A 24,652-nucleotide genomic window follows, 5' to 3' on the forward strand; every position below is an offset into this window, starting at 1 on the left:
CGCGCCCAACGGGGGTCGGGTCGGCGACTTGTATATCTTGACGTCTTGCATGTTCAGTTTTCAATGTTCATATGTCGTTTGAGACAACTTTCATATAGTAACAAAACGTTGTTTGCTTTGTCAACTTATTTCGTTGTCATGTTTTAGCGACCTTTGTATCTTAGCATCATTTCACGAAAATCGTCAACCGTTTTTGAAAACTTTTTTAAAAACTTTTAACTTTTTCTAATCGATTACAAGATGATGTGAGAGCACTATAAAGATGACACAACATATCCGGCAAGTGAAATTTCTTTACAGCATAGCAATAGATTTTTCTAGTAGACTTTTCCGTTTCACGCTTCCGGAATAGTGTTATCTGAAAATAACAAAAGCCGCTCATTTTTGAGCGACTTGTTCACGACGAGCTTTGCGGCGTTCTTCCCGCTTCGCCAAATCGATTTCTGATTGCTTGTTGTATTTCGGTAATGCGAGTAACTGAAATGCATTAACAGCTAAAATCGGGAACAATAATAGAGTCACCCAACTGTCGACGTTATCTGCCCGTACCATTAGAACCGGCAACCACTCGAGAGTGGATACAACAATCATAAAGAATAGGGCTGAGATCAATGCATGCTTTTTGGTCATGCGAGCTTTTGCGATTGCCACGGCCGCGGATGTTCCAAGTAAGACAAGTAAAAGTCCTAGGTAAAGCATTAATTGACTTGATGAGGCAGTGCCAGGGCGGAAGCGGAAAATGATTAAGTCAAAAATGACGATGACGATCAGTAAGATTTGCACCCAGTTCCATAACGTTAAACTCTTAAAAATGTTGACGCCCATTTGGTGAATCGTTAAGTAGGCGAAGAAGCCCATTTGTGCAATGACGCTCACGGTAAAGCCCATGACGACCATAAAGATGAAAGCCGCAGTGAACTCTCCCCACTCTCCTGCTCGAAAGTATTGGGCGAATGCATCGTCCCATCTTATAAATAAGCCAAGCACACCGGTGACGAGTCCCCCGATGAGCATAGCGCGTACAAAAAATTTAAACCAATTTCGTATTGTCACGAAAAGTCCTCCATCTCTTTCTAGTTCGTCTTGATTGTATCAAAAGTTCAATTGAAAAATCTATCGGTCGGCCCAGTTCTTGTATATTTCTCATGGAAATGTGAACACTAATTGAAAAAGAGGTGAGGTTTGTGCGGATTTGGTTGTTGGTTCTAAGTGTCATCTTGCTCGCTGCGTGTTCCCCGTTTCAGGAGAAAGCATCTTATGAAGAAACAAAGAAGATGGTGCTCGATGCGATGCAGACGGAAGAAGGAAAGAAGGCGCTGCGGGATACGCTTGGAGATCCGACCTTTCAGAAGATGCTGATATTGGAGCAGGACGTGGTGAGACAGTCAGTTGAGACGACACTTCTCAGTGATGAAGGGAAAGCGTTTTGGCAACACTCTATGCAGGACCCGAAGTTTATGGAGTCGATGGCGAAGAGCATGAGTGCTCAGCAAAAGGAATTGATGAAGCAGTTGATGACGGACCCTGCGTATGTGAAGACGTGGGAAGAGTTTTGGAAGCAACCGAGTCAGCAGCAGGAACTGGAAAAGTTGTTGAAGTCGAGTTCCTTACGGGAAGAAATGAAGAAAGTCGTTGAAGAAACGATTCAAAATCCGGTGTGGAAAGCGTATTGGCAAGATCTTGTGCTGAAAGCGGCAGAGTCTGGGGAAGGTACAGCCGGAGGTGGAGGCTCAGGAGCTGGTGGAAGCGGCGAAGGTGGTTCTAGTGAATCCGGAGGCTCGGGCGAGGGTGACAGTTCCGGCAGTGGAAGTGGCGGCCAATAGAAAAGGCAAGACTCAATTGATGTGAGTCTTGCCCTTTTTTTATGCGCGTTCGATGATTTGTTTTGCGATGTCGTTGTAGATTTGTCCTGTCGGATGAGATTCTTCATAGACAGATGGTGCGAAATCTTCGTTGTTCCAGTCCGGTTGTCCAAGTGGAATCTGACCAAGCAGTTCGGTGCGAAGCTCTTCTGCAAGCTTAGGTCCGCCACCTTTACCGAAGACCATTTCACGTTCACCTGTTGCTTTGGATTCGTACCATGCCATGTTCTCGATTACACCAAGAACTTCGTGATCTGTCTGAAGTGCCATCGCCCCTGCACGTGCAGCAACAAAGGCAGCAGTTGGATGCGGTGTAGTCACAACGATTTCTTTTGAAGCCGGTAGCATCTGGTGAATATCCAGTGCCACGTCCCCTGTTCCGGGTGGTAAGTCTAGTAGTAAGAAATCAAGCTCTCCCCACTCCACGTCCTTAAAGAATTGGTCGAGTACTTTTCCGAGCATCGGTCCACGCCATACAACCGGTGCATTGTTCTCAACGAAGAAGCCCATGGAGATGACTTTGACGCCTTTACGCTCAACCGGAATGATGCGGTCCTCTTTGATTTGTGGGTTTTCACGGATACCCATCATGTCTGGTACGCTAAATCCGTAGATGTCCGCATCGACAAGGCCTACTTTTTTCCCTTGGCGAGCAAGTGCAACAGCTAAATTCACGGAAACCGTAGACTTCCCTACGCCCCCTTTACCGGATGCGATAGAGATGATCTTTACATTTGTCGCTGGAGATGTCAGGCTCTCAGAAGCCGCTCCCAGTTGGCCGCGGAACTGGTCCAATGTTTCTTTTGATAGTTCTTCGAAACGAATACCGACTGTGCCGACACCGGCGCTCTTCAATGTATCCACGACTTTCGTCTGCAGTTGCATTTGTTCTGCTGTATTGGTTTTTGCGATTGCGACTTTCACACTCACATAGTTTTTTTCTTCTTTGATTTTTACGGAAAGGATTCCGTTTGTTTCTTCCAATGTTTTATGTAGAAACGGATCTTCGAGTTTCCCAAGAAGAGCCCGTACCTCTTGTTCGGTCAGCATGCTCAAAACTCCTTTTTTTCCTAGTCGCCTACTAGTATAGCATACCCTTGCTTTGGAAGGGATGGTTGTGCTTGCGACTGGAAAAACTGTTCGAGCCCCTCTGTCACCGCCTTAGCGATCTGCTTCTGGTAGTCCTTCGATTGAAGAAGTTCACGTTCTTCGTCGTTGCTGATAAACCCAGTCTCAACGAGGACGGAAGGAGCATTCGCTTTTTTCAGTAGGTAGATTTGACGGATGGAAAGTGCTTCCCGTTCGGTGTTACCCAGTGTGTCTTTCAAACTTTGTTGAATTGCTTTCGCAAGAGGTTGTCCGTCTACTTCACCTTCCGCGTGAAAGAAGACCTGCGCTCCTCTCCATTTGGATTGCGGCACTGCATTGACGTGAATGCTCAAGATCGCATCCGCTTTTGCTTCATTCATCTTGGTTTCTCGGTAGAGGAGGTCTGCGCGTTTGCGTGCACGCAGTGTTGGGAAGTCTTCCTGCGTTCCTGCTTCTTCGATGGCATCTGCCTCTGTGGAGCGTGTGAGGATGACTTCGGCATTCTGTCTCTTAAGATGTTTCTCAATTTCCTGGACAAGTTGCAGTGTAATCTGGCTTTCAATGACTTCGCCATGACTGGCTCCCCCGTCCGGTCCCCCATGTCCAGCGTCAAGGACAATGCGCTTCCCTTCGAGTGGACTTGGGCCAAAGCTGCCGATCATGCCGCTTGCCTGTTGAGACCATGCCCAAATTCCTGCTGCTGCAATGATTAGAAGAAGTACCCACCGTTTCTTCATGTCCCGCCTCCTTTTTGATGCATTGTATGCGGAGGTGGGGGTGGGCATGTCTGGGTGGTCTTATTTAGGAAGGGTTTAGCTAGCAAGGGCGGATTACGACATTGTTTTCGCTGATTGCGACATTAATCCGATTGATTGAGACATTATTTCCGTTGATTCATACATTAAAATTTATCATTCGTACATTGCTCGAATTATGGAAACTAAGATGGCACAGTTTCTCTCTCCCTAACTAGACGCGCCTGACTCTTTTCTCCCCATTTTTCGAATGTGCTGAAGATCTTTCTAGTAAGACCTTTCCCAAAAGAAGATAGGTTCGGAAATTGCTATTTACCTAAACTACCTCATGTAGTCTAAAGTTACTGTTCGCATTGACGAAGAACCCATCTTACGGCCTCCATCAAGTCCTCTGCAATAAAGTCTGGATTAGTATCCGCCCATTTGTCTCGGTATTCTTGCAATGAACTATGTCCCCACCCTGTAAGAACCAACACTTTCATAGCTCCGACTGCATGAGCTGCCAACATATCCGTTGCACCGACATCCCCAATAAATACCGTTTTCTCTAAATCCACATTGTGTTTTCGGGACGCTTCCAAAAGCATGCCGGGTTCAGGCTTATGACATGTACAACCATCATCTGGACTGTGCGGACAAATAAAGGCATCATCAAATCCAAGTAATTGAAATTCTTCGTAAAAATCATGGATGGATGCTTCACCTCTGCTAATTCGGTGTTGATTTGTACAGACAAATATTTTAATGTTTTTTTCCTTCAACAACTGCAATGCTTCCTTACTAAAAGGATACAAAGAAAAATCTTTCGGATGGACGAAGTGTCCATTACCACCAATCGTGCCGTCGCGATCAATAAAAACTGCTTCAATGTTCATTGATGTTCCTCCCACTCCATAGGTTTAAAATATCTCTTGGATTTCGTATTGCCTTTAGAAATATAGCCATACGAGTCCAGCACTTTTCGCACTTGTCTGGACTGTAATTCTGGTAAATGATTTCGAATATCTGTAATCGTTAATTGGGAATTTTGAATGGAAAACAAACTGAGCACGTTAACATCAACAAACTGAGTTGCATTGAGCTTACAATTTGTACATATCCAAGTACGCATAGATTTAGTTAATAGTTGATAGCATTCCACACAGTACAAACCTTTCCTCAGGTCCAACGGGTTTATTTGATATCGATCACAGAATGACTGTTCTTGAAAACTTTGAGCTTTTTGGACGATTTTCTTTTTAAGAGCATTGAATTGTTTGTTTGAAAGGAGGTCTGGAAGTTTTTCAAGTTCTTGAATCATGAGTGGTACTTTCTTGAGAGTCAAGAACAGGTGAGGTGCTTCAAATGGTAAATCAAAAGTGGTGGATGAATTAGCCCAAACCAAGCTTGTGTATATGGGTAACTTACTATCAGGTAGCGATGCAATAAACCCATCAAGATTACGGTCTAATTGAACAAAGGGACATTCCATCGCTTGGGAGGGTCGCCCCTCAAGAGTGCGAATCATTTGTGGAGGGTTCGAATTGAATTGAATATGTCCAGCAATATTCTTCACTTCAATAATCAGCAAGTATTTTCGTGTTACCAATAAATAATCGATTTGAATAATTCTCTTTTGGTGGACACGAGTGAGAAAGTTTCGAATAACGAGTGGTGACTGTTTAAAGTTTACTTCTTCTAAAAACCGAAGAAGTTTGGCTTCACCACGATGCCCAATTTTCATATTATTCATTTGAGCTTCGATAAAGGTTTTTTGAGGGTGATCATGCGGAATTCGAGCGTAGAAGATGTCCATCATCGAGATTGAGACACCAAAGTGGTGGATTTCGATAGCTATTCCTCCTTTTTTAAGTAGAATAGCACTGTAAATCGTAAGTGTATAGAAGAATTTTACAGGGGTTGGCACTAGTGAAATTTGATTCATACATTATTTTGATTGATTGTGACATTAATTTCGTTGATTGCTACATTAATTTTGTTGATTCATACATTAAAAATTTTCATTCGTACATTACTCGAATTATGGAAACTAAATTTCCTCATACTCTCCCCTTCCATTAGAAAGGGCTTAGCTACTTAAGATCTTCCTAGTAAGACCTTCCCCAAAACCACAAAAAACCCACCCTCGCCGAAGCGAAGATGGGTTTCCGAGTTGTATCCGTAAGCGAATAAAATTCGCAACGGCTCCAACAATTAACGTTTCGAGAACTGTAGAACCGCATAATATCAATACGCTCAAGCGTATTTGTCTATTACCTGACTATTACATTTATGACGTTACAAAATTTAAAAGTTCAATTATTGTACAATCAGATTGTTTTTATGAACTGCTGCAACGACTGTTTTTCCACTTCCAATGACTGCACGGTTACCGTTCAATTGAATCACATCATAAATAGTTTTGTAAACAAAATCTGCAAGTCCTTGACCTTCAAATGTCTTTGCCCCTGATTTCACTTTGACTTTACTACCGACCTTTACCGTCTTAGTTGGTACTGGTTTTGGTGCAGCACTTGAAGAAGTAACAGACGCACCGGATTTTGTTGTGATGAATACATTGAACCCACTTGATTTCAATTTAGCTGCTAATGCATCCGCATTTGGTTTTTTACTAAATGCACCTACTTGAACTTTGAACAGTCCACCATCTTGCACCATATACGTTTGGAATCCTTTTGATTTCACTTGAACCATTAATGCTTCTGCATTCGACTGATTGCGGAACGCACCCGTCTGAACACGATACAATGTACCCACAAGCGGTTTTTCGACTTCTACCTTGTATGGTACTTTAAAATATTCACAAATGCCCTGTGCAGTCTCTTTCGCTACTTCCTTTTGAAAGTCCACGTTGATCTTCAGCAAAGCTTCACGTAAATTGTCCATGAACCCATTTTCAATTAATACTGATACCATTTTTGTTTCTCGTAATTCGTGGAAATTATCTTCCTTGATTCCACGGACGACCTGCGGTGTTCCATTCTTCAAATATTTTAGGATAGATTCAGCAAGCTTTCTTCCCGATGTACTACCGGGGAAAATATGAATACTGATACCTTCCGGGTTTGCACCACCGAACGACCCATCAAATGCATTGTAGTGAATGCTCACATAAGCATCTGCTTTTTTACTATTTGCTAGGTTTGTTCGTGCAGTAAGGGAAGTATCAGCATCAGTAGGTGCGACCAATAAGGTTTGAAATCCACAACGCTTCAATTCTATATCTAAGTATTTTACTACTTCCCTATTGAATTCATTTTCACGGATGACCCTTCCCCCCAATGATGCGATTGGAGGGGTGCGCTTACCTGCTGTTTCTAAACCATGTCCATCAGACAGTGCAATCAAATATGCCATTCAAAATCATCCTTTCTCGTTTGTATTTCCATCACGTTTATTAATAGCTAATTCAAATAATCCTGTAGCTGCTAAGCCTGCCAATCCGCCTGACCATAACCGCATTGTCAAATCAAGGTCGCTGAACGGATAAGCTACTCCACCAACTAACAGTCCAATGACTAATGCGATCAGTGGAACAATGTTTTTTGGTAAAATAATCGAACGTTTGACCAATTCCACCAATGCGGTGACGATTGGAAGAACGATAGTTGCAAAAATTAAAATATCCTGCATAAGTTTCATCCCTTCTATTCTGCTAATATTTTTTGTCTACTTTCTAATGAATCCAAGCGCTTATGAGCCTGTTTTGAAGATTCTTCAACTTTGATGATTCGTTCTCTTGATTCTTTTAATTCGCTTTTGATATTGTTCATTTCTGATTTGATTTCAGTTACACCATTGCTTATGGTTTCCAGTTTCACGATTACAGTAGTCAATGCGGACGTATCATCCTGCACGTCTTTTTTGTGATTACGTTTGGAATCAGCTATTCCTTTGTAAAGTCCGAACGCAAGTGAAACTGCTGAAATCAGTAAAGCGACTTCAATAGTCATTAACAGCACCAGTCCTTCCCGACCATAAGAAAACCCTCACTCGATATTTCAAGTGAGGGCTTAAAAGATTATTGTTCAACTATTACGTCATTGAATCCGTCTGTTCGTAAAATCGTGTCAACTTCTGCTTTCCAGTTAAGGTAAAGGGAAGTATTGACGAAATACGCCCGGTATTTTTGCTGACCTTGTTCCATAGAGATTTTAGCGTTCTGCTCAATCATACGTGCGATAAATGCGCTCATGTTTTCACCACCTTTCGATTACATCATCAGACTTGGAATGATTTCCGTTAAGATTGAATCCACTGTACTTTCCGTGTTTGCGTTTCGTTCCTGCATAAACTTGATATATTCATCTTTTTCATACTGCACCATGCTGAATTCAAAGCCTGTGAACGTTTCCTCACCAACCTCTTCTTCCACTGGTACGATATCGCTATACACCCAAACGCTTTCTTCATCAATCACCAATGGTTCAGGTCGAACCGTACTTTTTACTTTTCCATAATCTTTCATATTGGTAGTCCACCTTTCTGATAAATGTATTTGAGATAATAATTTTCTGCATATGTTCTAAGGGGTTCTAAATATTTTTGAATCAACCTGAAACTATCACAATGAATCAACCAACCTTTGTATGAATTGATTGAACACCACTCTGAATAATTCAGTTCTTGTCCTGACAATCGTTTTCGGTTCAAGAAGTTCATTTTTGCTTTGAACTGTTTGCAAGTGGTCTTTCGCAATAGCTTGAAGTTCATGAACACCCTGTACCCAACGAAATCAACCCCACGCACAAACGTGGGGAAAACTTGCCAATTATTTTTGACCGTAAGTTTCAGTTCTTTTCTTAAATAATCATTTATTTCTTTTCGCAACTGATGCAGCTTCTTTTTGCAATCACCTAAAATCACAATGTCATCCATATAGCGGTAATAATATTTGATGCGCTTTTCTTCCTTCATCCAGTGGTCAAAGTCAGAAAGATAATAGTTTCCGCTATATTGTGAAATATAATTTCCAATCGGTATTCCTGCATCATCAGGGGTCGAATCAATGATTTCATCAAGCAAGAACAATAGATCATGGTCTTTGAACAACCTACGATATTTCTCTTTCAAAATCGTATGGTCGATTGACGGATAAAATTTCTTCACGTCTAATTTCAAACAATACTGAGTGCCGGGTACGTCACTTTGAATTGCTTCACTTAATCGGTTTAGACATAAATGGATTCCCCTTCCCGGTATTGCTGAATAAGTATCGTATATCAAATGCTTGAGTAGCATTGGTTCAATTATTTGTAGAATTGCCCACTGACAGATTCTATCCGGGAAATAAGGTAGCTTGTATATTTCACGTTCTTTTCCGCTATCTCGTTTGATAAAGGTTTCATACGTTGAAGTTTGGTAGGTCTTGTTGATTAGCATTTCTTGAAGTAACCCTAGATAATAATCAGGATTTTCATCTACCATTTTGACTTCCTTATACCAACCTTTTCCCTTCTTCGCATTCTGATGGGCTAACCTTAAATTATCCATGTCATAAATCTTGGGATATAAATGTCCGTGTCTTTTCATGTTCAAATCCTTTGTATGCACATTTTGAAATTGAACGTTCAACCTTGAATGAATCAAGTCTACTAATACAATTTACTTTCTTTTTATGTTTTACCAAGGGGTAGGGTAATCAAAGTATCACGGTTATTTGATGCATTTACTAAGTGACTACCGATATTCCGATTACGATTAGTAGAAGAATTATTCACATTCCAATAGAAAGTACCGCTATTAGAAGAATTATTCCAATTACTGCCTAATTGAGTGACCAACTAATAGTGGTTTCTTTTCAAATGCTTTTATCGGTAAGACCTTTGATTACCCATATTTCATTTACTGATTAGTTAAATTTAAGCAACTTCTGACGGTACATACACCAAGCGACCACCGACACTCCGAATACGAGACGTAGAAGAATTACTCACAAGCCAACAGAAAGCACCGCCATAAGAAGAATGAGTCCAACTACCGCCCAATAGAGCGACCAACCATGAACTTGCTGTGTTATTTTGGTATAAATAATCCCCTACTGGTACGGAACTGTTTCCAGTCGTTTCGGATGGGAAGAACAACCAATCAAATTCTTCGTTATATCCAAATGCTGAAATATATCCGCTTGCTTTCGCAATCGTAATTCCTGCGTCTTTGTATGGTGCAGCGGAAATATTATCTGCAAATCCGTTGTCAGCCACATACAAGCTGTGTTCACCGTATGCATAGATGTTTAATCCATCCACCCAAGACCAGATGTTCATCCAGAAGTTTTCTTCACCACGATAAGACACCACATTGAATCCATTCGCATTTGTGATTGCACCGGATGCGTTTCCTAGTGTGGACGTTCCACCTGTCAATTCAGCCATGTTGTTCACACCGTCATCAGTTTTCGACACGCCAAATCCAATCGCTGATTGAGAGTTAAATGATGCATATTCAACAGCAAATAGAAGCTGTGTAGCTGCTACAGTTGCACCATATGCTTGTTGCCATCCAGTACCACGGTTCTGTGCAAGAATTCGTGTTTTTGCACGTGTAAGGTCTTGAACTTGACCACTCATAGGACGAACGTTTGCAACTGATGAAAGCATATCCCCTGTAGTTGGTGTGAAATCAGCAATCTGTTCGTCATTTCCTAAATTGATTCCTGCTGATACATCAAAAAGACTTGCTTCAAATGCTGACATGTAAATAAAATTCTTCTTCACATTATTGCTGATGAATGCCGGGTGAAGTTTAAATCCATCACGTTTTGTATCGCTCACATAGTAACGTGCCTTTCGTAAGTGGAAACCTTTTCCGCCTACAACTTTATCAAGCTTCAATGGAACGACCTTGTAATAAAATTTAGGTTGTTCAACCATGACTTGAACTTTTTCCCCTACAGGATAAGTTGTTGTGCTAATCGTGATTGCTTGAAGTAATGCACCTGTTTCCGTGTACCCTGCTTCACCATAGTAGGCAAGGACTTTACCTGCGTTGTTCACAATACAGCGTCTGCGACCACCAAACGCCTGAATATCGTTGAACATTGCCCCTGCTGTTCGATTTACAGCACCTGCAATACGTTTTACTGTCCGTGCTGCAAAGTCTGCTTCAATACCGACAATATCTGTTTCCGTATATCCAACATACGCTTGTAGATCAGCAATCTTGTTGTTCAGTTCTTGAATATCTCCAATAGTTGCAACTGCACCTGGGTCAACGTTCAATGTAACGTTGTTTGAATTTGATACGGTTGTGACTAATTTGAAGAATGCTCCTGAAACGGTCAGTCCGTTGTATGGCGGCATATATCCTGCAACGCTTGCGATTGTCACAGCGTAAAGAATTTCCCCTTCTTGTGGGTCTAACGCATAAAGTCCAATCGTACGCATGTAATAACCAGTTGTAAGTGCGGTGTTCGTTACCGCACCTTCAACTTGGATTGCCACACTGTTTGTTCGAATGACACGACTAATAGAAGTTGTTTGTTTCACACCAGTAAGTGCAGTCAATGTGGGAAGTTGTGCATCAGTGTAAGTTGCATCTGACACATTGATTTTTGTGAATTGCACGTTTCCAGTACCTGCAATCATTTTGGCCATTAATGCTTGACCTTTTTGAGTTATAATCAGTTGTTTAAATTCAGCCATTTAAGTTAGACCGCCTTTCAAATTTTAATTAATTCCATTAATTGAAGTGATAGATGCATTTGAACCAACTGTACTTTCACCAGTAGTTGTAATTTCTTCATTAAAGTTATCCGTGATTAATACAGAAGCAGTTCCAACGATCCCACCACCTAGTTTTGAATCTCCCTGAATTGTTACCTCTTCCTGATATGCATCTGATAATTCAGTGACATTTACAGAAGATAAAGATGCTGCAAGCTTTGATTCACCTGAAATATTGAAATCTGCATTGTACGCATCTGATAATTCGAACATGTTGAATGAAACGAATCCTGCTGCAATCTTTCCTTCACCTTCACTGTCACAATAGATTTCATTACTTGAAGTCAGTTCCAAATTCACTGGTATCATGTAACCCAATAAGTTTTGCAGTTCATCGACCTGACCCGGTAATTCAAGATGAGTAATGATTTCCATCCGATATTCATTGAATTCTGCGTTGATCGTGAAGTTCATTCCGTCACTTAGAAAGATTAATTTTTCAATCAAGGCTTTGTAAGTGTACGGAACAACATCATTCCATCTTGCCATTACTCTTGAAATACGTGATTTCAGTGTGTCATCCGGTGATGGGAAGATTTTCAGCAATCGTTCAAATCGCACAATACCAACTTCATCAGAAGTAAGAATGAACTGATTGTTCAAAATGCGTTCACTTTCATCAGCGACCAATTGAAATTCAGGGTTTTCTGTGTTCATGATTTCTCTAATTTCACGGTAGTCCTGAACGTAAGGAGGAAGATAATCTAAAAGTCGAATATCTCTAAGCATTGCTAACACTTCCCATGATCGGAATCTGATAAGCAGACAACGTAAGGTTTGCGGACGCACCATTTATTCTTGTATTTCCAATATCCACAATCCCTTGAATGGCCAATATTCTTGTTTCGATTTGGGCCACCCTCACGACAACAGTTGTCAGGTTCGCCCATTCCATTCTTAATTCCAATAAATAATTTGAAATCACATCTTCAATTTGAGATTGTAAAGTTACAAATGAATATCCTTCATCGAATGTCAACGTGGATGCGACATTGATTACGACTTCATCAGTAGTATCAACAGTTACGACATGACCGATTGGCGCAATCCCAAGTCCTTTTCCGTCATTGGAAGGGTCAATCTCATTTTGAACATTATCAACTAGAATTGAACTTGCCTTATTGAAGTCAGAATCAAGAATGGTCAATTTAACCGTTCCACCGCCATTCCAAATTGGAGTGACCTTAGTTGACCCTACACCTGCAATGGCATTTGTTTTTTCAATATAATCTTTCTTGTTCCCACCGTATGGTTTAGTTTCGAATGAACTAAAATAGCGTGTACGCAAGCTTTCCGTACTTTCCTCATCTTCTCCCGGAATCAGCACTTGGGTCAGGACAGCAGTTTCAAGTCCTTCAATATAGTTGATTGGAATAAGTTCCCCAAAGTATTGATTACCTGTTGCACCAATCGTTTCACATTCCAGTTGATAGATTCCGTTTGAAATTTTACCTTTAACGTAATAGTTCAATTGGTTCAAACTGAATCTTGAACCAATTGGAATATCCAAATTTGTTGGTGTAAATTCACCTTGAAGTAATGCATAAGTCGCTTCATATGGTGAAATCCCACGTTCTTTCGCACGTCTGATAAGAAATTCTCGTGATGCTGTATCGCCAAATGTTTCTTGTAAAATCACATCAAATTCAATATACATAAGTTGAAGTTCGACAGCAGCAGGTGCAAGTGCATCAAAGATGATTGAACCTTCACGTTTATCAAACTGATTCGGAACACGGTTTAACATTCGTTCTAAAATAATTTCATAGGTCATAGATTCATACATCAAATAGTCACCACCCTTTCTGCTTCGACATCACCATAAATCGTGTTTACAAGAAATGTCGTATGAATTTTACTTTTTTGACTTGTGTCAAAAGAAAAAGCACTGACATCCAAGATTCGTGAATCTTGTGTCAGTGCTTCTTTAATTCGTCTAACCAGTTCAGGACAAACATACGTCACTGGTTCACCGTATAGATCAAGTGTCTCTATTCCGTAATCCCAAGAATAGATGACATATTGATATCTTTCAGTGTTCAGTATCTTATAGATTGCCTGTGCTACAGCTTCAAGTTCATCAACAGTTCCTATGATGAATGATTGTGCTATCTGCATTCGATAAGTCAGACTTGGTTGTTCTTCAATCTCAAAATCTTCCGGTAAAAATCCATTTTGGGGAATCATGTCATCACCCTATCTATCACAATGTATTTTTGACCACCTTGCATCTGAATCATCAATACTTCTTCACCCACTTTTAAAGCATTGTGAATCATGTATTTTTGCTTTGAACTTTGACCGTCCAACTTCAATTCCGTTTCAAAATCAGTCACATTTCTAGTCAAAACTAATTGTGCATTGGTCAATGTCATTTTCTGTTCAACATTCACTTTGAGTGGAGAAATGGAAGTTACTTTACCATAAACAATAGCGGTTGGTTTAGTTGCATTTACAGCATCAACTGCTATTCGTTGCATGGCCTTTGAAAAGCTTGTAAAATCACGCAACGAAATCACCCCCACGTAAAGTTAAATCCATTAAATGATCATCATTTCTGAACTTATGCTTGCACTTTTCAACTAACATCAGGTTATTTGTTTTGATGTCTCCCAAGTTCAACTGTACAACGACCATTGAACCTGCCCTTACTCTTGTATCTCCAAGTGCATTTGTGATGGTCAAATTTCTTGTTTTCTTGTTGTATAACGCAAGTAATGCATCTGCTTTAGCTTTCCCGTTCTCACCCTCTTGTAGGGTATCGAAATGTTGAAGTACGCCCCATGCATTGATATTTTTAGAATCTTGAGCAATGTACACGTCACGCTTACCGCTTTTTTCGTTTTCGTATACAAGTTTCACTTTGTTGTAGGTCTCCGAATCAATAGATGATGTATAGTCAAAATTTTCACCTGTCTCTTCATCAATCAGCAAATCAAGGCGCATTGATTCAAGACCTTTCAATGTAATTTTTCCAAAATCATCATACATGACGAACATTCGCTTTGTATTCTGCATGGTCAAATCCAATGAATTTTGAATCATATCGAACAATGCAACGTTATCTTCAACCCTAGATGCAATCTTGAATCCTGTGTTTTCTAGTGTTCCCGTCTGCATTCCAAAATCCTTAGCAAGCATCTTGATGAATTCACCTGCTGTTTTATTGGTATACACATACGTATCTTTATTTTTCAGATATCGCAATTGGTCGTATGCAGTCACGCTGATCAGTTGTTCTTTGTCACGCTTTTTCATGAATACGAATCCGTAAAAAACGTTTTTACCGTCTACTGTCATTCGTACCGGATTTCCTTCTGTAAAGCTTAGTTCGTCATCTTTTACTACCGAAAAAGTCAATTGACCGGGTGTTCCTGCTCGTTCGGTTGACCAAACAATATCTTGTTCGACAACCGGAAGATAAAGTTTTCCACCGTTTTGAATCATCAGTTCAACTTTCAACAGAAACACCCCCTTATACTGGTATAGTCAATACCTGACCCGGATAGATTAGATTTGGATTTTTGATTTTATCTTTGTTCGCATTGAAAATTTTAGGGTACTGACTACCATTTCCATAGTAACGTTTAGCTATCGCCCATAATGTATCGCCACGCACAACTTTATACGTTTTTGCGGTTTGTTTTGGTTTGGGTGAAGAAACATCACTTCTTGGTTTAGTAACGGTTGCTGATGGTTTTGGTGATGTAAAATTAATCTTTGCTGTCTTTGTACCATAATCCCGGTACTGCTTTAATTTGATTGAAATCATCAAATCAAAACCGTTCCCGGCATCTTCATCAACCTGATAATCTTCTAGTGATACTTTCAAGTTGGTATCGAACATCATTTTTCCATCAGGAAAAGTTCTAGTTACGATAAACTGAAAAGGTTCTTGACTATTTTTTAATGCTTCTAATTGGTCAAGATAATAGCTAGGTCGTTGGAATCCATCTTTGTAAGTTGCAAATGGATATTGAACTTGTGGAATCATGGCATCAAATGTGATATCAGTCAAAGTAGCTTTTTTCAAAATATTGATTTCACCATCATTGATCAGTGTCAAAGTATTATTTTGATTATTCACTTTCAATTGCAGATTGGAAGGTGCTATAGGTAACAGCACCTTATCCAAATAGAAAAAATAAGGCATTAACTATGCACCCCTTCTGCTGAACTTTCCATTGCTTCTTCTACACCTTCCGTTAAATAATCAATCACACCATCTAAATCTAAATCATTGTTGATAGTATTATGGTTTACCATATCAACTTTAATTTCTGCTGTTGTAAATCGGTTGATGATTTCACGTTCGGCTAGATCACGCATGTATTTCAGTTCCTCATTGGTGAAGTCCAGTGCATCTTTCATAGCTGCGGTATTAGCAGCAGTATCAGCTACGTTTTTTGGTACTTTGTCGTATGCTGAACCTCCACCTTTTCCGCCTGTACCATCTCCACCACCTAGACCGCCCATTTCATCAAATGATGGAATATTGGCCATATCAAGTGCGTTCTGATATTCGCTAGGGTCAGGAATCTCACCAACATCAAATAGTGATTTAGGGTCAAACCCTGAAACCTTGTCCTCAATCCCTTCACCGAATCCATAACCTGCATCCCATGCAGCACCCATGTCCAAATATCCAACGGTATCAAAACTGACCTTGTTAGGTACTTCAGGCGCTTGTACTGAACTTAGATAATCACCAGTCATATTGGAACGATTTAGACTGACCTTATCCGGCATGGTAGGCATTGTGATACCTGAACCGATACTATCAACAAATGATTGGACACCGCTTCCCACTGATAGGTTCACTTCACCGACAGTTCCGATTTCTACACCCGGAATCATGTTCGCTAGACCAATCAACTTGTTCAATCCACTAGCTGCGGTATTGACGATTGCAGAAATTCCAGTAAGAATGCTATTTGCAACATTGATTGTACCCTGACCGACAGCCTGAAATACTTTAGAAGTGAATGTTTGGAAATGATAGAATCCCATCTGTAGACCGAAAATCATCGAATTCCATCCGTTTGCAATCCCTTCTGCACTTGCCATTGCAAAATTATAGATTGCATCCAAGATGACCCGGATGAGGATATTCAGACCAATCCAACCCAACTGCATCAAATACAGTCCAATCAAGAAACCATTTGTCAGCATTTCAGCAGTCATGATACCAACATTCAAGATGAAGATTAAGATGTTCAGTATTCCAGTTCCAAGCCATGCAAATGCACCAAAAATCAATCCTGTTGCACTAATTGATGTTCCTGCAAATTTATTGATAGCTGCAACCACCGCATAAAATACCGCAATCAAAGCAATGACAGCAATGATTATCCAAGTGATAGGTGAAGCTAGTAATGCTGTATTCAGTCCATATTGTGCTGCTGTAGCCGCTGCTGTTGCGCTAGCTTGAACACCTGTAGCCGCTGCATGTGCATAAGATGCAAGTGCTGATGCAATTTTGATACCGGTACTAATCATCTCAAGTGTTCGTATCACTATCAGATATCCTGCATAGATGCCCATTGCAGTAACGATACCCATAATGAGTGGTTCAATAATCGACCAGTTACCAACGATAAATCCACTAACAGCGGATATCGTATCTAGTAAGGTCATTGTGATACCTGCAAGTATCATCATTCCATTGACTAGATTTGATATCATGTTTTGAAATCCTTCTGAATTCGCAATCTCATTCATTCGTTGAAGAACAGGTTGGAATGCCATCAAGGATTGGTTCTTGAATCCTGTCCATATCTGATTGAATGTCAAAGGCATCTGTTCGAACTGATCGTTTATTGCATCTGTTGCAGACAACATGGCATTTTTAACAATTTCGGCTGAAACTTCACCATCGGATGCCATTTCACGAATCTTACCGATAGGAACATCCATATAATCTGCAATCGCCTGAATGACGTTAGGTGCAGATTCAAATACTGCATTCAATTCTTCACCACGTAACACCCCTGAACCCAATGCTTGGGTCAATTGCAGACTTGCTGAACTCATTTCTTCTTGTGATGCCCCTGCAATAATGAACATCTTGTTCAAGTTTTCAGCAAATGCAATGGTCTCTTTGTTCGAATCAAATGCATCACCTGCACGTAATCCAAGTTTGGCCACTATATCAGCAGTCGCAAGATATGAACCCCGTGAACGTTCAGCAGATGCATAAATCATCTTTTGAAGTTCTTCTGTCGTCTGTAGACCATCATTCATCATGTTTAATCGTGCAGTAGTTTGAACTAATTGGTCTGATAAGTTCAAACCATTACCCAATGTATGAAAGGTTGCATAGGTCGCAACCAGTGCCAAAACTTTATTCTGTAATGAATCAACAGCAGAAGAACCTGCACGAATATCTTTATTTAGATTTTCCTGCGCTCGTTCATTTTGACGTATGTTGTTTGTCATTTCGTCAAATTGTGCATTAGCAGCATTCAAATCCTGACGAATCGAATCAAAGGCGGAAGAATCGAATGAACTATTCAAAGCCCTATCCATACCTTCAAGCGCATTGACAGTTGAATTTACTGCATTTGTCACGTGCATCAATGGGGATGTCATATTGTCCATCAATTCAATCTGTGTTCTAATTGTTGCCATCTTTTAGCTTCACCTACCTCTCTTTTTAGATTTTGCATTTCGTTTTAGATCGTTGTTCTGTTTCTTTTCCGCATCAATTTTTATTTGTATAGAAGCAATGACAAATGCTTTTTCATTTTCTTCTAGTTCTATAAATTGAGATGGTAAGATGTTTAATTTGTGAAGGCAATAGTAGGCAATATTCGCTTCACTATCGCCTTCATTTATTAGTTTTTTGCTTCTTCAACTTTTTCTTCCAATGTAGTATTGAAGCCATTGAAATTCTGAATGAAGCTTGCAAATTCGTTGTATTCACCCGGGTCATCAATCATTTCTTTCAATAAATCTTCCGGGGTTTTAACATTATACGAATCTTGAAGTTCAGCGTTGTAAAGGTTTGGTTCAACAACCGATTTCACCATCATCTTTGCAAGATATAGGCTTGAATTTAGCTTAGGACGATACATATTCGCTTTACCTTTCACTGGTACTTCGAAAGTACACGCATCACGAATATCTTCATTTTCTTTTGTGGTCAATGGTTTGATGACCCATTCCAATGCGTTACCTTGTTCATCTGTTAATGATTTGGTAGCAGGGAATGTTGTATTTTCCTTTTGAATTTTATTGCTTTTCAAGAATCGGTTTAAGTTTGACATGTAGTTCACCTATGCCTTTCAGATTTTAGTTAATAAAAAAGACCCACACTATCAAAGTGTGGGTAATGCTTAGACCATTCCATTGAGTAATGAGAATGATTCAGGCATTTTGAAATCTTCAAAAGTACCTTCAATCTCTTCATCCAAGTATTCTCCATCTGCATCAAATTTAGCTAGTACGCCACCATCTGTATTACAGTCAAGGAATACAATTGTTTGGCGACCTGCATCAGAAGAAGGGTCATTATTTGTAATTTGGATTTCAAAATACGGGTCAATACCGGTATTTTTGTAATCAAGTAATGCTTGACGGAAAATTGATTGATTGTAGTGTGCAGTAGCTGAAAAAGAACCTGCCAATCCTACTGTCTTGTTCCCTTCCATGATACGTCCAAGAATCGGAACAGTCGTCTTAGATTTATCAATACGACCTTCAAAATCAATCATCTGCATGAAATTGTAGCGATTACCGCCAATCGTGATGAAACATTCAGCAAGCTTTGCAGAAATCGTATCTTTCCCTTTCATCGTCACATTGTTCATCAACTGTCACTCCTTTCTTATCCTACGACAACTGTCATATACAGTTGCGCCATTGTATTTACGACAGTAACAGCATCGTTCACCACTACCGCTTTTTTCGTGTCACCTTGACTTACCGAAACGTCTGCATCACTAAAATCTTCAATGGCACGAATCGTTTGAAGCTGTTCATGATGTTTTACAATGTCAGACCATAATGAGATGCGTCCGGCTTCATCATTTGGAACGTTTCCAAGGTATTTCGTATTGAAAAGAACCGCAATATCATTTGCGATTTGATCTAGCACACGAACCGTCTGATTTTCTTTGAATACGTCACCTTTAGTGTCAGATGTAGTAACCAATGAGTTGATATCAGAAAGTACACGGATATCTGCACCCACTTTATGCAGTGTAAATTCACCTGCTTGAATGGCCGCTTCTAATTGAGATTGTGTGAAATCAGCTTCAACCGCAAATTCACCATCATAACGTTTGTTCAGATTGGATTTGTTCACTTCACATCCTGCAATGATTCCAGTCACCCAATACACAAGGGAAGCTTCATTTTCACCGACATCAGACACTGAATTTTTGACATTCACGACACCCTCATAGTCAGCAGCCTTTTGATGAATGACCGCTTGGAATTTTTGTCCGATTTCATCACGTAAACGCTGTGCAAAATTTGCATACAATCCTTTTGTTACTGAATCAGTTGTCACTACGCCCAATGCATTATAAGAATAAGATTCAATCTTATCCAAGAATGCTTGGTGTGCTGTTCCATTGACTGTTCCATTCGTTCCACCAGTGAAAGGTGTAGAAGCTGTGACCGCTAAAGTTGCAGCAGATTTGAATGAAACATACTCATTCGCTACTAATTCAGCAGCAGTTGCTACAGTTTGTTGGTCAACGACTGTAGTATCAATCAATGTACGTACGTCAAACTTTGCAGGATTGTCCACATTCGCTTGAATAACTGTTTTCAATGCATTTCCACGTGTTCCACTATAAAGGGCTGTAGCGAACGTATTTGAAGCTTTAACGCCACCACTTGTTAGCTTATATGCGAAAAGTGTTTTTGCATTTTGAAATAGATCACGCAATCCTTTTAATTTCGGATGAGTGTATGGATAGCCGAAAATCTTTAACGAATTCTTTTGAAAGTCTGCTGACGTTACTTCAAAGACCTCATTATCCTTTCCCCAATCTAATTCAAGCGGCATAGCTACGACACCCCGACTTGATAGATTTGCATTTGCTCGTGCTAGTGAAACAAAGTTGATGTATGAACCGGGAAGAACTTTGTTTTGAGTTAGGAAATTTCCACCGCCTAATGGCATATTAATTCACCTTACCTTTCATATATTTATCAATCAGTGATTCAGCTTGCTCAAAAGAATATTCTTTTCCATCTTCTAAGACGACACCAAGAATATCCTTTCGATTGTGAAACTGCTTTGCTGAAAGCAACTGACTTTTTGAAAAAACAGGTGCTTTTTGTTCTTCTGTTTTTTTCGTTGTCATTCTGTTCATCCTTTCGCATCAGAATTTACATTCACACTGTCCATCATGTCTTGCGGTGCTTCTACTTTATAAATGAACATGTCGTAATTCACAAAGAAGTTAAGAACTCCATCAACCATTTCAGATGTCATCTTCATTCCACGGGTTAGATCACCGTTCACAGTGACAACATCCAAGCAATTGTATAGGCGTTCGATGACCGCATTGATTTCAGCTTTTCTCTCATGAGTTGAAGGAAAGTATTGAATGCAGAACTGGTTGCTTCTGAAATATCGCTTGTTCAAAAATAAATCATTGGTTGGGTTGATACAGAAAATAAAAAAACAAGGCTCTTTGAGACCTTGTTCTAAGCTTTCCGTATAGATCGTATACGTATCAGCAGTTTCATTAAATTCTGAATCAATCGCAATACTGACTGCATCCACGATATGATTAATCATTTGAATATCTCACCTAATTTCTTTTTAAGTTTACGCTCAAGAATAGAAGGTGCGGTTGCTTGTATCTCTTGTTCAGAAATGGTCAACATGAATCTTCCCTGCACCCAACCTTTATGATTTCTTGTTCTATGTCCAAATTCTACGTAAGACGCATAATCTACAGGGTTGATGATTTCAATCACCAATGTATTCCCACGCTTGTTCACAGTAATGGATTCAGCAAATTTCTTTGCACCATTTCCGCCACCAAATGCAGAAGATAGTTCTGCCTCACGCTGTGAATGGGATGTCCATCCACGTCTAAGTGTTCCACCCATTGTTCCGTCAGTGTACTGACCGACAGGTGTACGCTTGATTACTTTTGCAAGCAATCGTGCTGCTAATTCTTTTGCAAGAGATTCAACAAAAAGGTCAAGGTCAGCCTGATTTAACTTCATCAGATTCTTTTGAAATCGTTTCATTTGGGTAAGATTTACCTTACCCATCCTTCTTCCCATTATGCCCACCCCTTAAATAGTTCAAGGACTATTTCTTGGTGTGTGTCATACATTGCAGGTTCACCACTGCTTTGATACTCATTGGTGACCCCACTTTGTGTGACAGTTATTTTTGAACCCGGCTTAATTCGAACGTCAGGGGAAATGAACAATTTAACTACTTGTTGAACTTTAGCTGAATTTCCCATCTGCTCGTTGTTTTTCACAGTTGTGAATGAAAGCCTACATGGTTGATTGTTTAAAACAGGAACTTCTGATTGACCAGTGGACTTGTTCGGTTTCTTATATGATTGATATTCAATGACTGTACATACTCCATCATAGGTACGTTCAAGGGTTGCACGTACAATCACCACCTGATTTTGCGATAAGATGCGAATTCACCCCTTCCATTCATTCTTAGAAAGGTTATCAGCATGTCAAAGTGTGAGGATGAATCAGAACTTCCAAACTGTACGTTGGTATCACCAATCTGTACCGCTTTGATAGCCTGTTCAATCTTAAATCCAACTAGCGTTCCACTTTGCTTTTTACTGAATAGGAATTCCCCACAAATCATATCAATAGCCACGAAATATAAACCGTCAGGAATGGATGCTGTATTACATTCAGACTTGATGTCATTTTCAACCTTCTGAATCGAGAATGACAACATCCAAGCATCAGTATTAGTTGCTACATAACCGATTGATTCAAGACGTTTCAATAGATCAGTGTAGAATTCATCCGTTAGAAGTGAATCAACCATAATCAGTTTGATTTCATCAACTACTGGTTGGAAATCAGTCATACGTCATCCATCCTTTCCGTTTATTATCCTCGTGAAATGATACGTGCGATTGGAATAGCTTTGTGGTCAAAATGTTTACGACCTGCGCCTGCACCACCATCGTGAACCAATTCCCAGTTAGCACCGTTAGAAAGTTCAGCATCTGTTGGTGAATTAGTCGCCATAGCTGATTTAGTGAATGAAATACCGTATGGCGCAAATACTTTACGTTGACGTGAGTAAAGTAATGTTTGACCACCGTTTGTCTTTTCATCACGAACCATAGCATAAGGAACTTCAACGCCTACATCTTCATAATCAAATGCACCGTTACCAAGAATGTATGAAGTATATTTTGTATATCCGTCACCTGCATCCGGTGCAGATTCAGGAACATCTTCTGTAGGCATTCCATCGTCAATGATCACTGCACGACCATTCCAAGTCGCAAGTTCAAGTTGACGTTCAATACCGTTTCCATCAGTGTACGTCATGTATGAAAGAAGTTTTAGGTTTTCAAGGTTTGTGGCTAAAGTTGAATGCATGATTGCAATAGTGAATTTAGATTTCTTGTCACCCGATGCTTTTTGGATTGCAGTGTTCAATGTTGCAGCACTTACAACTTGCTTGTCAGCAGTTGCTTCTGCACTGATATCATACGTATGGCCATTTACGAATTTAAGGTTTCCTGCACCTGTCATTGAGAAGATACCATTAAGGATTGCTAGAATCGTATCTTGGTCAATTTCATCCCAATATTCAGCAACCTGTTTGGCTACATTGTCCATGAAACCTGCACCATCGGTAATATCTTCTGCAAAGTCACGTTCTACCCATGCTTTCGCACGACCTGTAACGACAACCCCACGTTCATATGTTGTTGTACTTGTTGCTGTGATGTCAGTTGTTCCATCATAATTGAGTGGCGCACCGTCAATGCGACCATACATAGGAATCGTTGCGAAAACTACCCCTGTTTGTCCGCTGAACGCTTGACGAATCTGACTGTTCGGTGTTAATGCACGTGATTTCACTAACTCATTTTTCTTTAGTTTTGGAACGATATCTACGTATTTCGCAAATGCTCGTTCGTTGAATGTTTTAGAATCGAATTTTGCCATTTAATTTCACCTGTCCTTTTTAATTTTTAGATGTCTGCATCCGGGTTTTCATCTAGATATTTAGCAAGTTCATCATAGTTCATTTTTGAGATATCCACTTTACCGTCAGGATTCTCTTTTCCAGTCTCACCCGGTACAGCACCTTTCATTTGTTGCTGTGTGCCTGTCTCAAAGAGGAATTTAGAATCTTCCGCTTCCGTCAAAGTTTTCAATTGGTCAGCCAAACCTTTAATTGAACCGTCATCATTGAATTCTACTTTTTCAAGGTCTAGATCAAGTAACGCACGAACCGCCTTTTCGTTTTTCGCTTTAGAAGCTGCAAGTGCAGCAGAAATGGCTGCATCTGTTTTTACCTGCTTGATTTCAGCAGCACGTTGTTCGTCTTTTGTCTTGTTCTCTTCTTGTAATGTAGTAATCTGCTTTTTCAGACCTTCCACATCTTCTGTAGAGTTTTTCAATGTTTCAATTTGTGTATCACGCTCTTGGATGTCAGTTTCTAGACGTTTCTTTTCTGTATTGACCTCATCAAATCGAGACTTGGGAATATATGATTTCAATTCTTCTGCGGAAGCATCAGCCGCTTTTTGAGCATCCTCTTCACTAAAACCCAATTTTAAAAAATCTTCTTTTTTCATTTCATTTTCCACCTTTCAAATTCATTGTTTTTTCGTGGTTCAGTCCACGTCCATTTGTCTTGTTCTTTTACGTCTGCAATACCAAAAAGACGATAGCGCATGTTTTAACCCAAACACGGAAGGGAGATAATTAGACCACCGCCTGTCCGCCTAAATAGGCATAATAAAAAGCACCCTGTTTAGGTGCTTTGTCAGTCCTGCATCTTATCCCAATCATCACCAAGAAGCTGTTCCCACGTCTTTTTCTTCTTGATACATTCATCATATAACCCAATCAAGCCCCCATACTGTTCATCAATATCAGGCATTCCATGACTATATGCAAATGGCTTTGAATTGAATAACTTATGATATTCCAAATACTTCTTACCTTCTTCTGATAAGTTCAATAGTTCAATATCTGTTTCATCTAGTTCATATTCCAATTCACATCACCACCT

General features: G+C 39.9%; 31 protein-coding genes. 1 reads left to right on the forward strand and 30 read right to left on the reverse strand.

What is annotated here, in order from left to right; translation table 11 throughout:
- Positions 1-378 precede the first annotated feature (378 nt).
- Positions 379-1,053 (reverse strand): KinB-signaling pathway activation protein, encoded by a 675-nt coding sequence (locus tag ACFO0S_RS09525; protein WP_378141735.1) that lies wholly within the window; start codon positions 1,051-1,053, stop codon positions 379-381.
- A 131-nt stretch (positions 1,054-1,184) separates the two neighbouring features.
- Between ACFO0S_RS09525 and gerD the strand changes: the two genes are divergently transcribed.
- The gene (gene gerD, locus ACFO0S_RS09530; RefSeq protein ID WP_378141737.1) at positions 1,185-1,823 is read left to right on the forward strand and encodes a spore germination lipoprotein GerD; all 639 of its coding nucleotides are present in this window, start codon (positions 1,185-1,187) and stop codon (positions 1,821-1,823) included.
- Between the two features lie 39 nt (positions 1,824-1,862).
- Here gerD and ACFO0S_RS09535 read toward each other — a convergent pair whose 3' ends face one another.
- From ACFO0S_RS09535 to ACFO0S_RS09675, 29 genes are all read right to left on the reverse strand, one after another.
- Positions 1,863-2,912 carry a P-loop NTPase gene (locus tag ACFO0S_RS09535; protein WP_378141739.1) on the reverse strand — a complete coding sequence of 350 codons (1,050 nt, stop codon included), beginning with the start codon at positions 2,910-2,912 and terminating at the stop codon, positions 1,863-1,865.
- A gap of 20 nt (positions 2,913-2,932) precedes the next feature.
- The gene (locus tag ACFO0S_RS09540) at positions 2,933-3,688 is read right to left on the reverse strand and encodes an N-acetylmuramoyl-L-alanine amidase (RefSeq protein ID WP_378141741.1); all 756 of its coding nucleotides are present in this window, start codon (positions 3,686-3,688) and stop codon (positions 2,933-2,935) included.
- Between the two features lie 359 nt (positions 3,689-4,047).
- Entirely contained in the window at positions 4,048-4,581 is a 534-nt protein-coding gene (locus ACFO0S_RS09545) for an HAD-IIIA family hydrolase (RefSeq protein WP_378141743.1), read from the reverse strand.
- Positions 4,578-5,630, reverse strand: coding sequence for a nuclease-related domain-containing protein (locus ACFO0S_RS09550; RefSeq protein WP_378141745.1), 1,053 nt, complete (start codon positions 5,628-5,630; stop codon positions 4,578-4,580). The genes ACFO0S_RS09545 and ACFO0S_RS09550 overlap by 4 nt, the downstream gene beginning before the upstream one ends.
- Positions 5,631-6,004: 374 nt before the next feature.
- Positions 6,005-7,063: an N-acetylmuramoyl-L-alanine amidase gene (locus ACFO0S_RS09555; protein WP_378141747.1), complete on the reverse strand. Its 1,059-nt coding sequence runs from the start codon at positions 7,061-7,063 to the stop codon at positions 6,005-6,007.
- A gap of 6 nt (positions 7,064-7,069) precedes the next feature.
- A complete protein-coding gene (locus ACFO0S_RS09560) occupies positions 7,070-7,339 on the reverse strand; it encodes a holin (protein ID WP_378142210.1) in 270 nt (89 codons plus the stop codon).
- A 14-nt stretch (positions 7,340-7,353) separates the two neighbouring features.
- Positions 7,354-7,659 carry a hypothetical protein gene (locus ACFO0S_RS09565; protein ID WP_378141749.1) on the reverse strand — a complete coding sequence of 102 codons (306 nt, stop codon included), beginning with the start codon at positions 7,657-7,659 and terminating at the stop codon, positions 7,354-7,356.
- 68 nt (positions 7,660-7,727) lie between these two features.
- Entirely contained in the window at positions 7,728-7,901 is a 174-nt protein-coding gene (locus tag ACFO0S_RS09570) for a hypothetical protein (RefSeq protein ID WP_378141751.1), read from the reverse strand.
- A gap of 18 nt (positions 7,902-7,919) precedes the next feature.
- A complete protein-coding gene (locus ACFO0S_RS09575) occupies positions 7,920-8,174 on the reverse strand; it encodes a hypothetical protein (RefSeq protein WP_378141753.1) in 255 nt (84 codons plus the stop codon).
- Positions 8,171-9,238: an RNA-directed DNA polymerase gene (locus ACFO0S_RS09580; protein ID WP_378141757.1), complete on the reverse strand. Its 1,068-nt coding sequence runs from the start codon at positions 9,236-9,238 to the stop codon at positions 8,171-8,173. The genes ACFO0S_RS09575 and ACFO0S_RS09580 overlap by 4 nt, the downstream gene beginning before the upstream one ends.
- Positions 9,239-9,567: 329 nt before the next feature.
- A complete protein-coding gene (locus ACFO0S_RS09585) occupies positions 9,568-11,349 on the reverse strand; it encodes a phage tail-collar fiber domain-containing protein (protein WP_378141759.1) in 1,782 nt (593 codons plus the stop codon).
- 24 nt (positions 11,350-11,373) lie between these two features.
- Positions 11,374-12,159, reverse strand: a complete 786-nt coding sequence (locus ACFO0S_RS09590; protein ID WP_378141761.1) for a putative phage tail protein — start codon at positions 12,157-12,159, stop codon at positions 11,374-11,376.
- A complete protein-coding gene (locus ACFO0S_RS09595) occupies positions 12,152-13,216 on the reverse strand; it encodes a baseplate J/gp47 family protein (RefSeq protein ID WP_378142211.1) in 1,065 nt (354 codons plus the stop codon). The genes ACFO0S_RS09590 and ACFO0S_RS09595 overlap by 8 nt, the downstream gene beginning before the upstream one ends.
- Positions 13,216-13,617 (reverse strand): DUF2634 domain-containing protein, encoded by a 402-nt coding sequence (locus tag ACFO0S_RS09600; protein WP_378141763.1) that lies wholly within the window; start codon positions 13,615-13,617, stop codon positions 13,216-13,218. The genes ACFO0S_RS09595 and ACFO0S_RS09600 overlap by 1 nt, the downstream gene beginning before the upstream one ends.
- On the reverse strand, positions 13,614-13,940 hold the full coding sequence (locus tag ACFO0S_RS09605) for a DUF2577 domain-containing protein (RefSeq protein WP_378141765.1): 327 nt from the start codon (positions 13,938-13,940) through the stop codon (positions 13,614-13,616). The genes ACFO0S_RS09600 and ACFO0S_RS09605 overlap by 4 nt, the downstream gene beginning before the upstream one ends.
- Positions 13,933-14,901, reverse strand: coding sequence for an XkdQ/YqbQ family protein (locus ACFO0S_RS09610; protein WP_378141767.1), 969 nt, complete (start codon positions 14,899-14,901; stop codon positions 13,933-13,935). Before ACFO0S_RS09610 ends, ACFO0S_RS09605 begins: the two co-directional genes overlap by 8 nt.
- Positions 14,902-14,905: 4 nt before the next feature.
- A complete protein-coding gene (locus tag ACFO0S_RS09615) occupies positions 14,906-15,583 on the reverse strand; it encodes a LysM peptidoglycan-binding domain-containing protein (RefSeq protein ID WP_378141769.1) in 678 nt (225 codons plus the stop codon).
- The gene (locus tag ACFO0S_RS09620; protein ID WP_378141771.1) at positions 15,583-18,060 is read right to left on the reverse strand and encodes a tape measure protein; all 2,478 of its coding nucleotides are present in this window, start codon (positions 18,058-18,060) and stop codon (positions 15,583-15,585) included. The genes ACFO0S_RS09615 and ACFO0S_RS09620 overlap by 1 nt, the downstream gene beginning before the upstream one ends.
- A gap of 206 nt (positions 18,061-18,266) precedes the next feature.
- Positions 18,267-18,698: a phage tail assembly chaperone gene (locus ACFO0S_RS09625; protein WP_378141772.1), complete on the reverse strand. Its 432-nt coding sequence runs from the start codon at positions 18,696-18,698 to the stop codon at positions 18,267-18,269.
- A gap of 69 nt (positions 18,699-18,767) precedes the next feature.
- Complete coding sequence (locus tag ACFO0S_RS09630; RefSeq protein WP_378141773.1) at positions 18,768-19,241, reverse strand: phage tail tube protein; 474 nt, start codon at positions 19,239-19,241, stop codon at positions 18,768-18,770.
- A gap of 17 nt (positions 19,242-19,258) precedes the next feature.
- The gene (locus ACFO0S_RS09635; RefSeq protein ID WP_378141774.1) at positions 19,259-20,566 is read right to left on the reverse strand and encodes a phage tail sheath family protein; all 1,308 of its coding nucleotides are present in this window, start codon (positions 20,564-20,566) and stop codon (positions 19,259-19,261) included.
- Between the two features lies 1 nt (position 20,567).
- Positions 20,568-20,750: a hypothetical protein gene (locus tag ACFO0S_RS09640; RefSeq protein ID WP_378141775.1), complete on the reverse strand. Its 183-nt coding sequence runs from the start codon at positions 20,748-20,750 to the stop codon at positions 20,568-20,570.
- A gap of 5 nt (positions 20,751-20,755) precedes the next feature.
- Positions 20,756-21,190, reverse strand: coding sequence for a phage tail terminator family protein (locus ACFO0S_RS09645; RefSeq protein WP_378141777.1), 435 nt, complete (start codon positions 21,188-21,190; stop codon positions 20,756-20,758).
- Positions 21,187-21,687 carry an HK97 gp10 family phage protein gene (locus ACFO0S_RS09650; RefSeq protein ID WP_378141778.1) on the reverse strand — a complete coding sequence of 167 codons (501 nt, stop codon included), beginning with the start codon at positions 21,685-21,687 and terminating at the stop codon, positions 21,187-21,189. Before ACFO0S_RS09650 ends, ACFO0S_RS09645 begins: the two co-directional genes overlap by 4 nt.
- The gene (locus ACFO0S_RS09655; protein WP_378141780.1) at positions 21,687-22,040 is read right to left on the reverse strand and encodes a hypothetical protein; all 354 of its coding nucleotides are present in this window, start codon (positions 22,038-22,040) and stop codon (positions 21,687-21,689) included. Before ACFO0S_RS09655 ends, ACFO0S_RS09650 begins: the two co-directional genes overlap by 1 nt.
- Positions 22,037-22,477 (reverse strand): hypothetical protein, encoded by a 441-nt coding sequence (locus ACFO0S_RS09660; protein WP_378141782.1) that lies wholly within the window; start codon positions 22,475-22,477, stop codon positions 22,037-22,039. Before ACFO0S_RS09660 ends, ACFO0S_RS09655 begins: the two co-directional genes overlap by 4 nt.
- Positions 22,478-22,500: 23 nt before the next feature.
- Positions 22,501-23,577, reverse strand: a complete 1,077-nt coding sequence (locus ACFO0S_RS09665) for a phage coat protein (RefSeq protein ID WP_378141783.1) — start codon at positions 23,575-23,577, stop codon at positions 22,501-22,503.
- Positions 23,578-23,603: 26 nt separating this feature from the next.
- The gene (locus ACFO0S_RS09670) at positions 23,604-24,212 is read right to left on the reverse strand and encodes a phage scaffolding protein (protein ID WP_378141784.1); all 609 of its coding nucleotides are present in this window, start codon (positions 24,210-24,212) and stop codon (positions 23,604-23,606) included.
- A gap of 191 nt (positions 24,213-24,403) precedes the next feature.
- Positions 24,404-24,637, reverse strand: a complete 234-nt coding sequence (locus tag ACFO0S_RS09675; protein WP_378141785.1) for a hypothetical protein — start codon at positions 24,635-24,637, stop codon at positions 24,404-24,406.
- Positions 24,638-24,652: the final 15 nt, after the last annotated feature.

It is taken from the genome of Chryseomicrobium palamuruense (assembly GCF_042649045.1).
GTDB classification, from domain to species: domain Bacteria; phylum Bacillota; class Bacilli; order Bacillales_A; family Planococcaceae; genus Chryseomicrobium; species Chryseomicrobium palamuruense.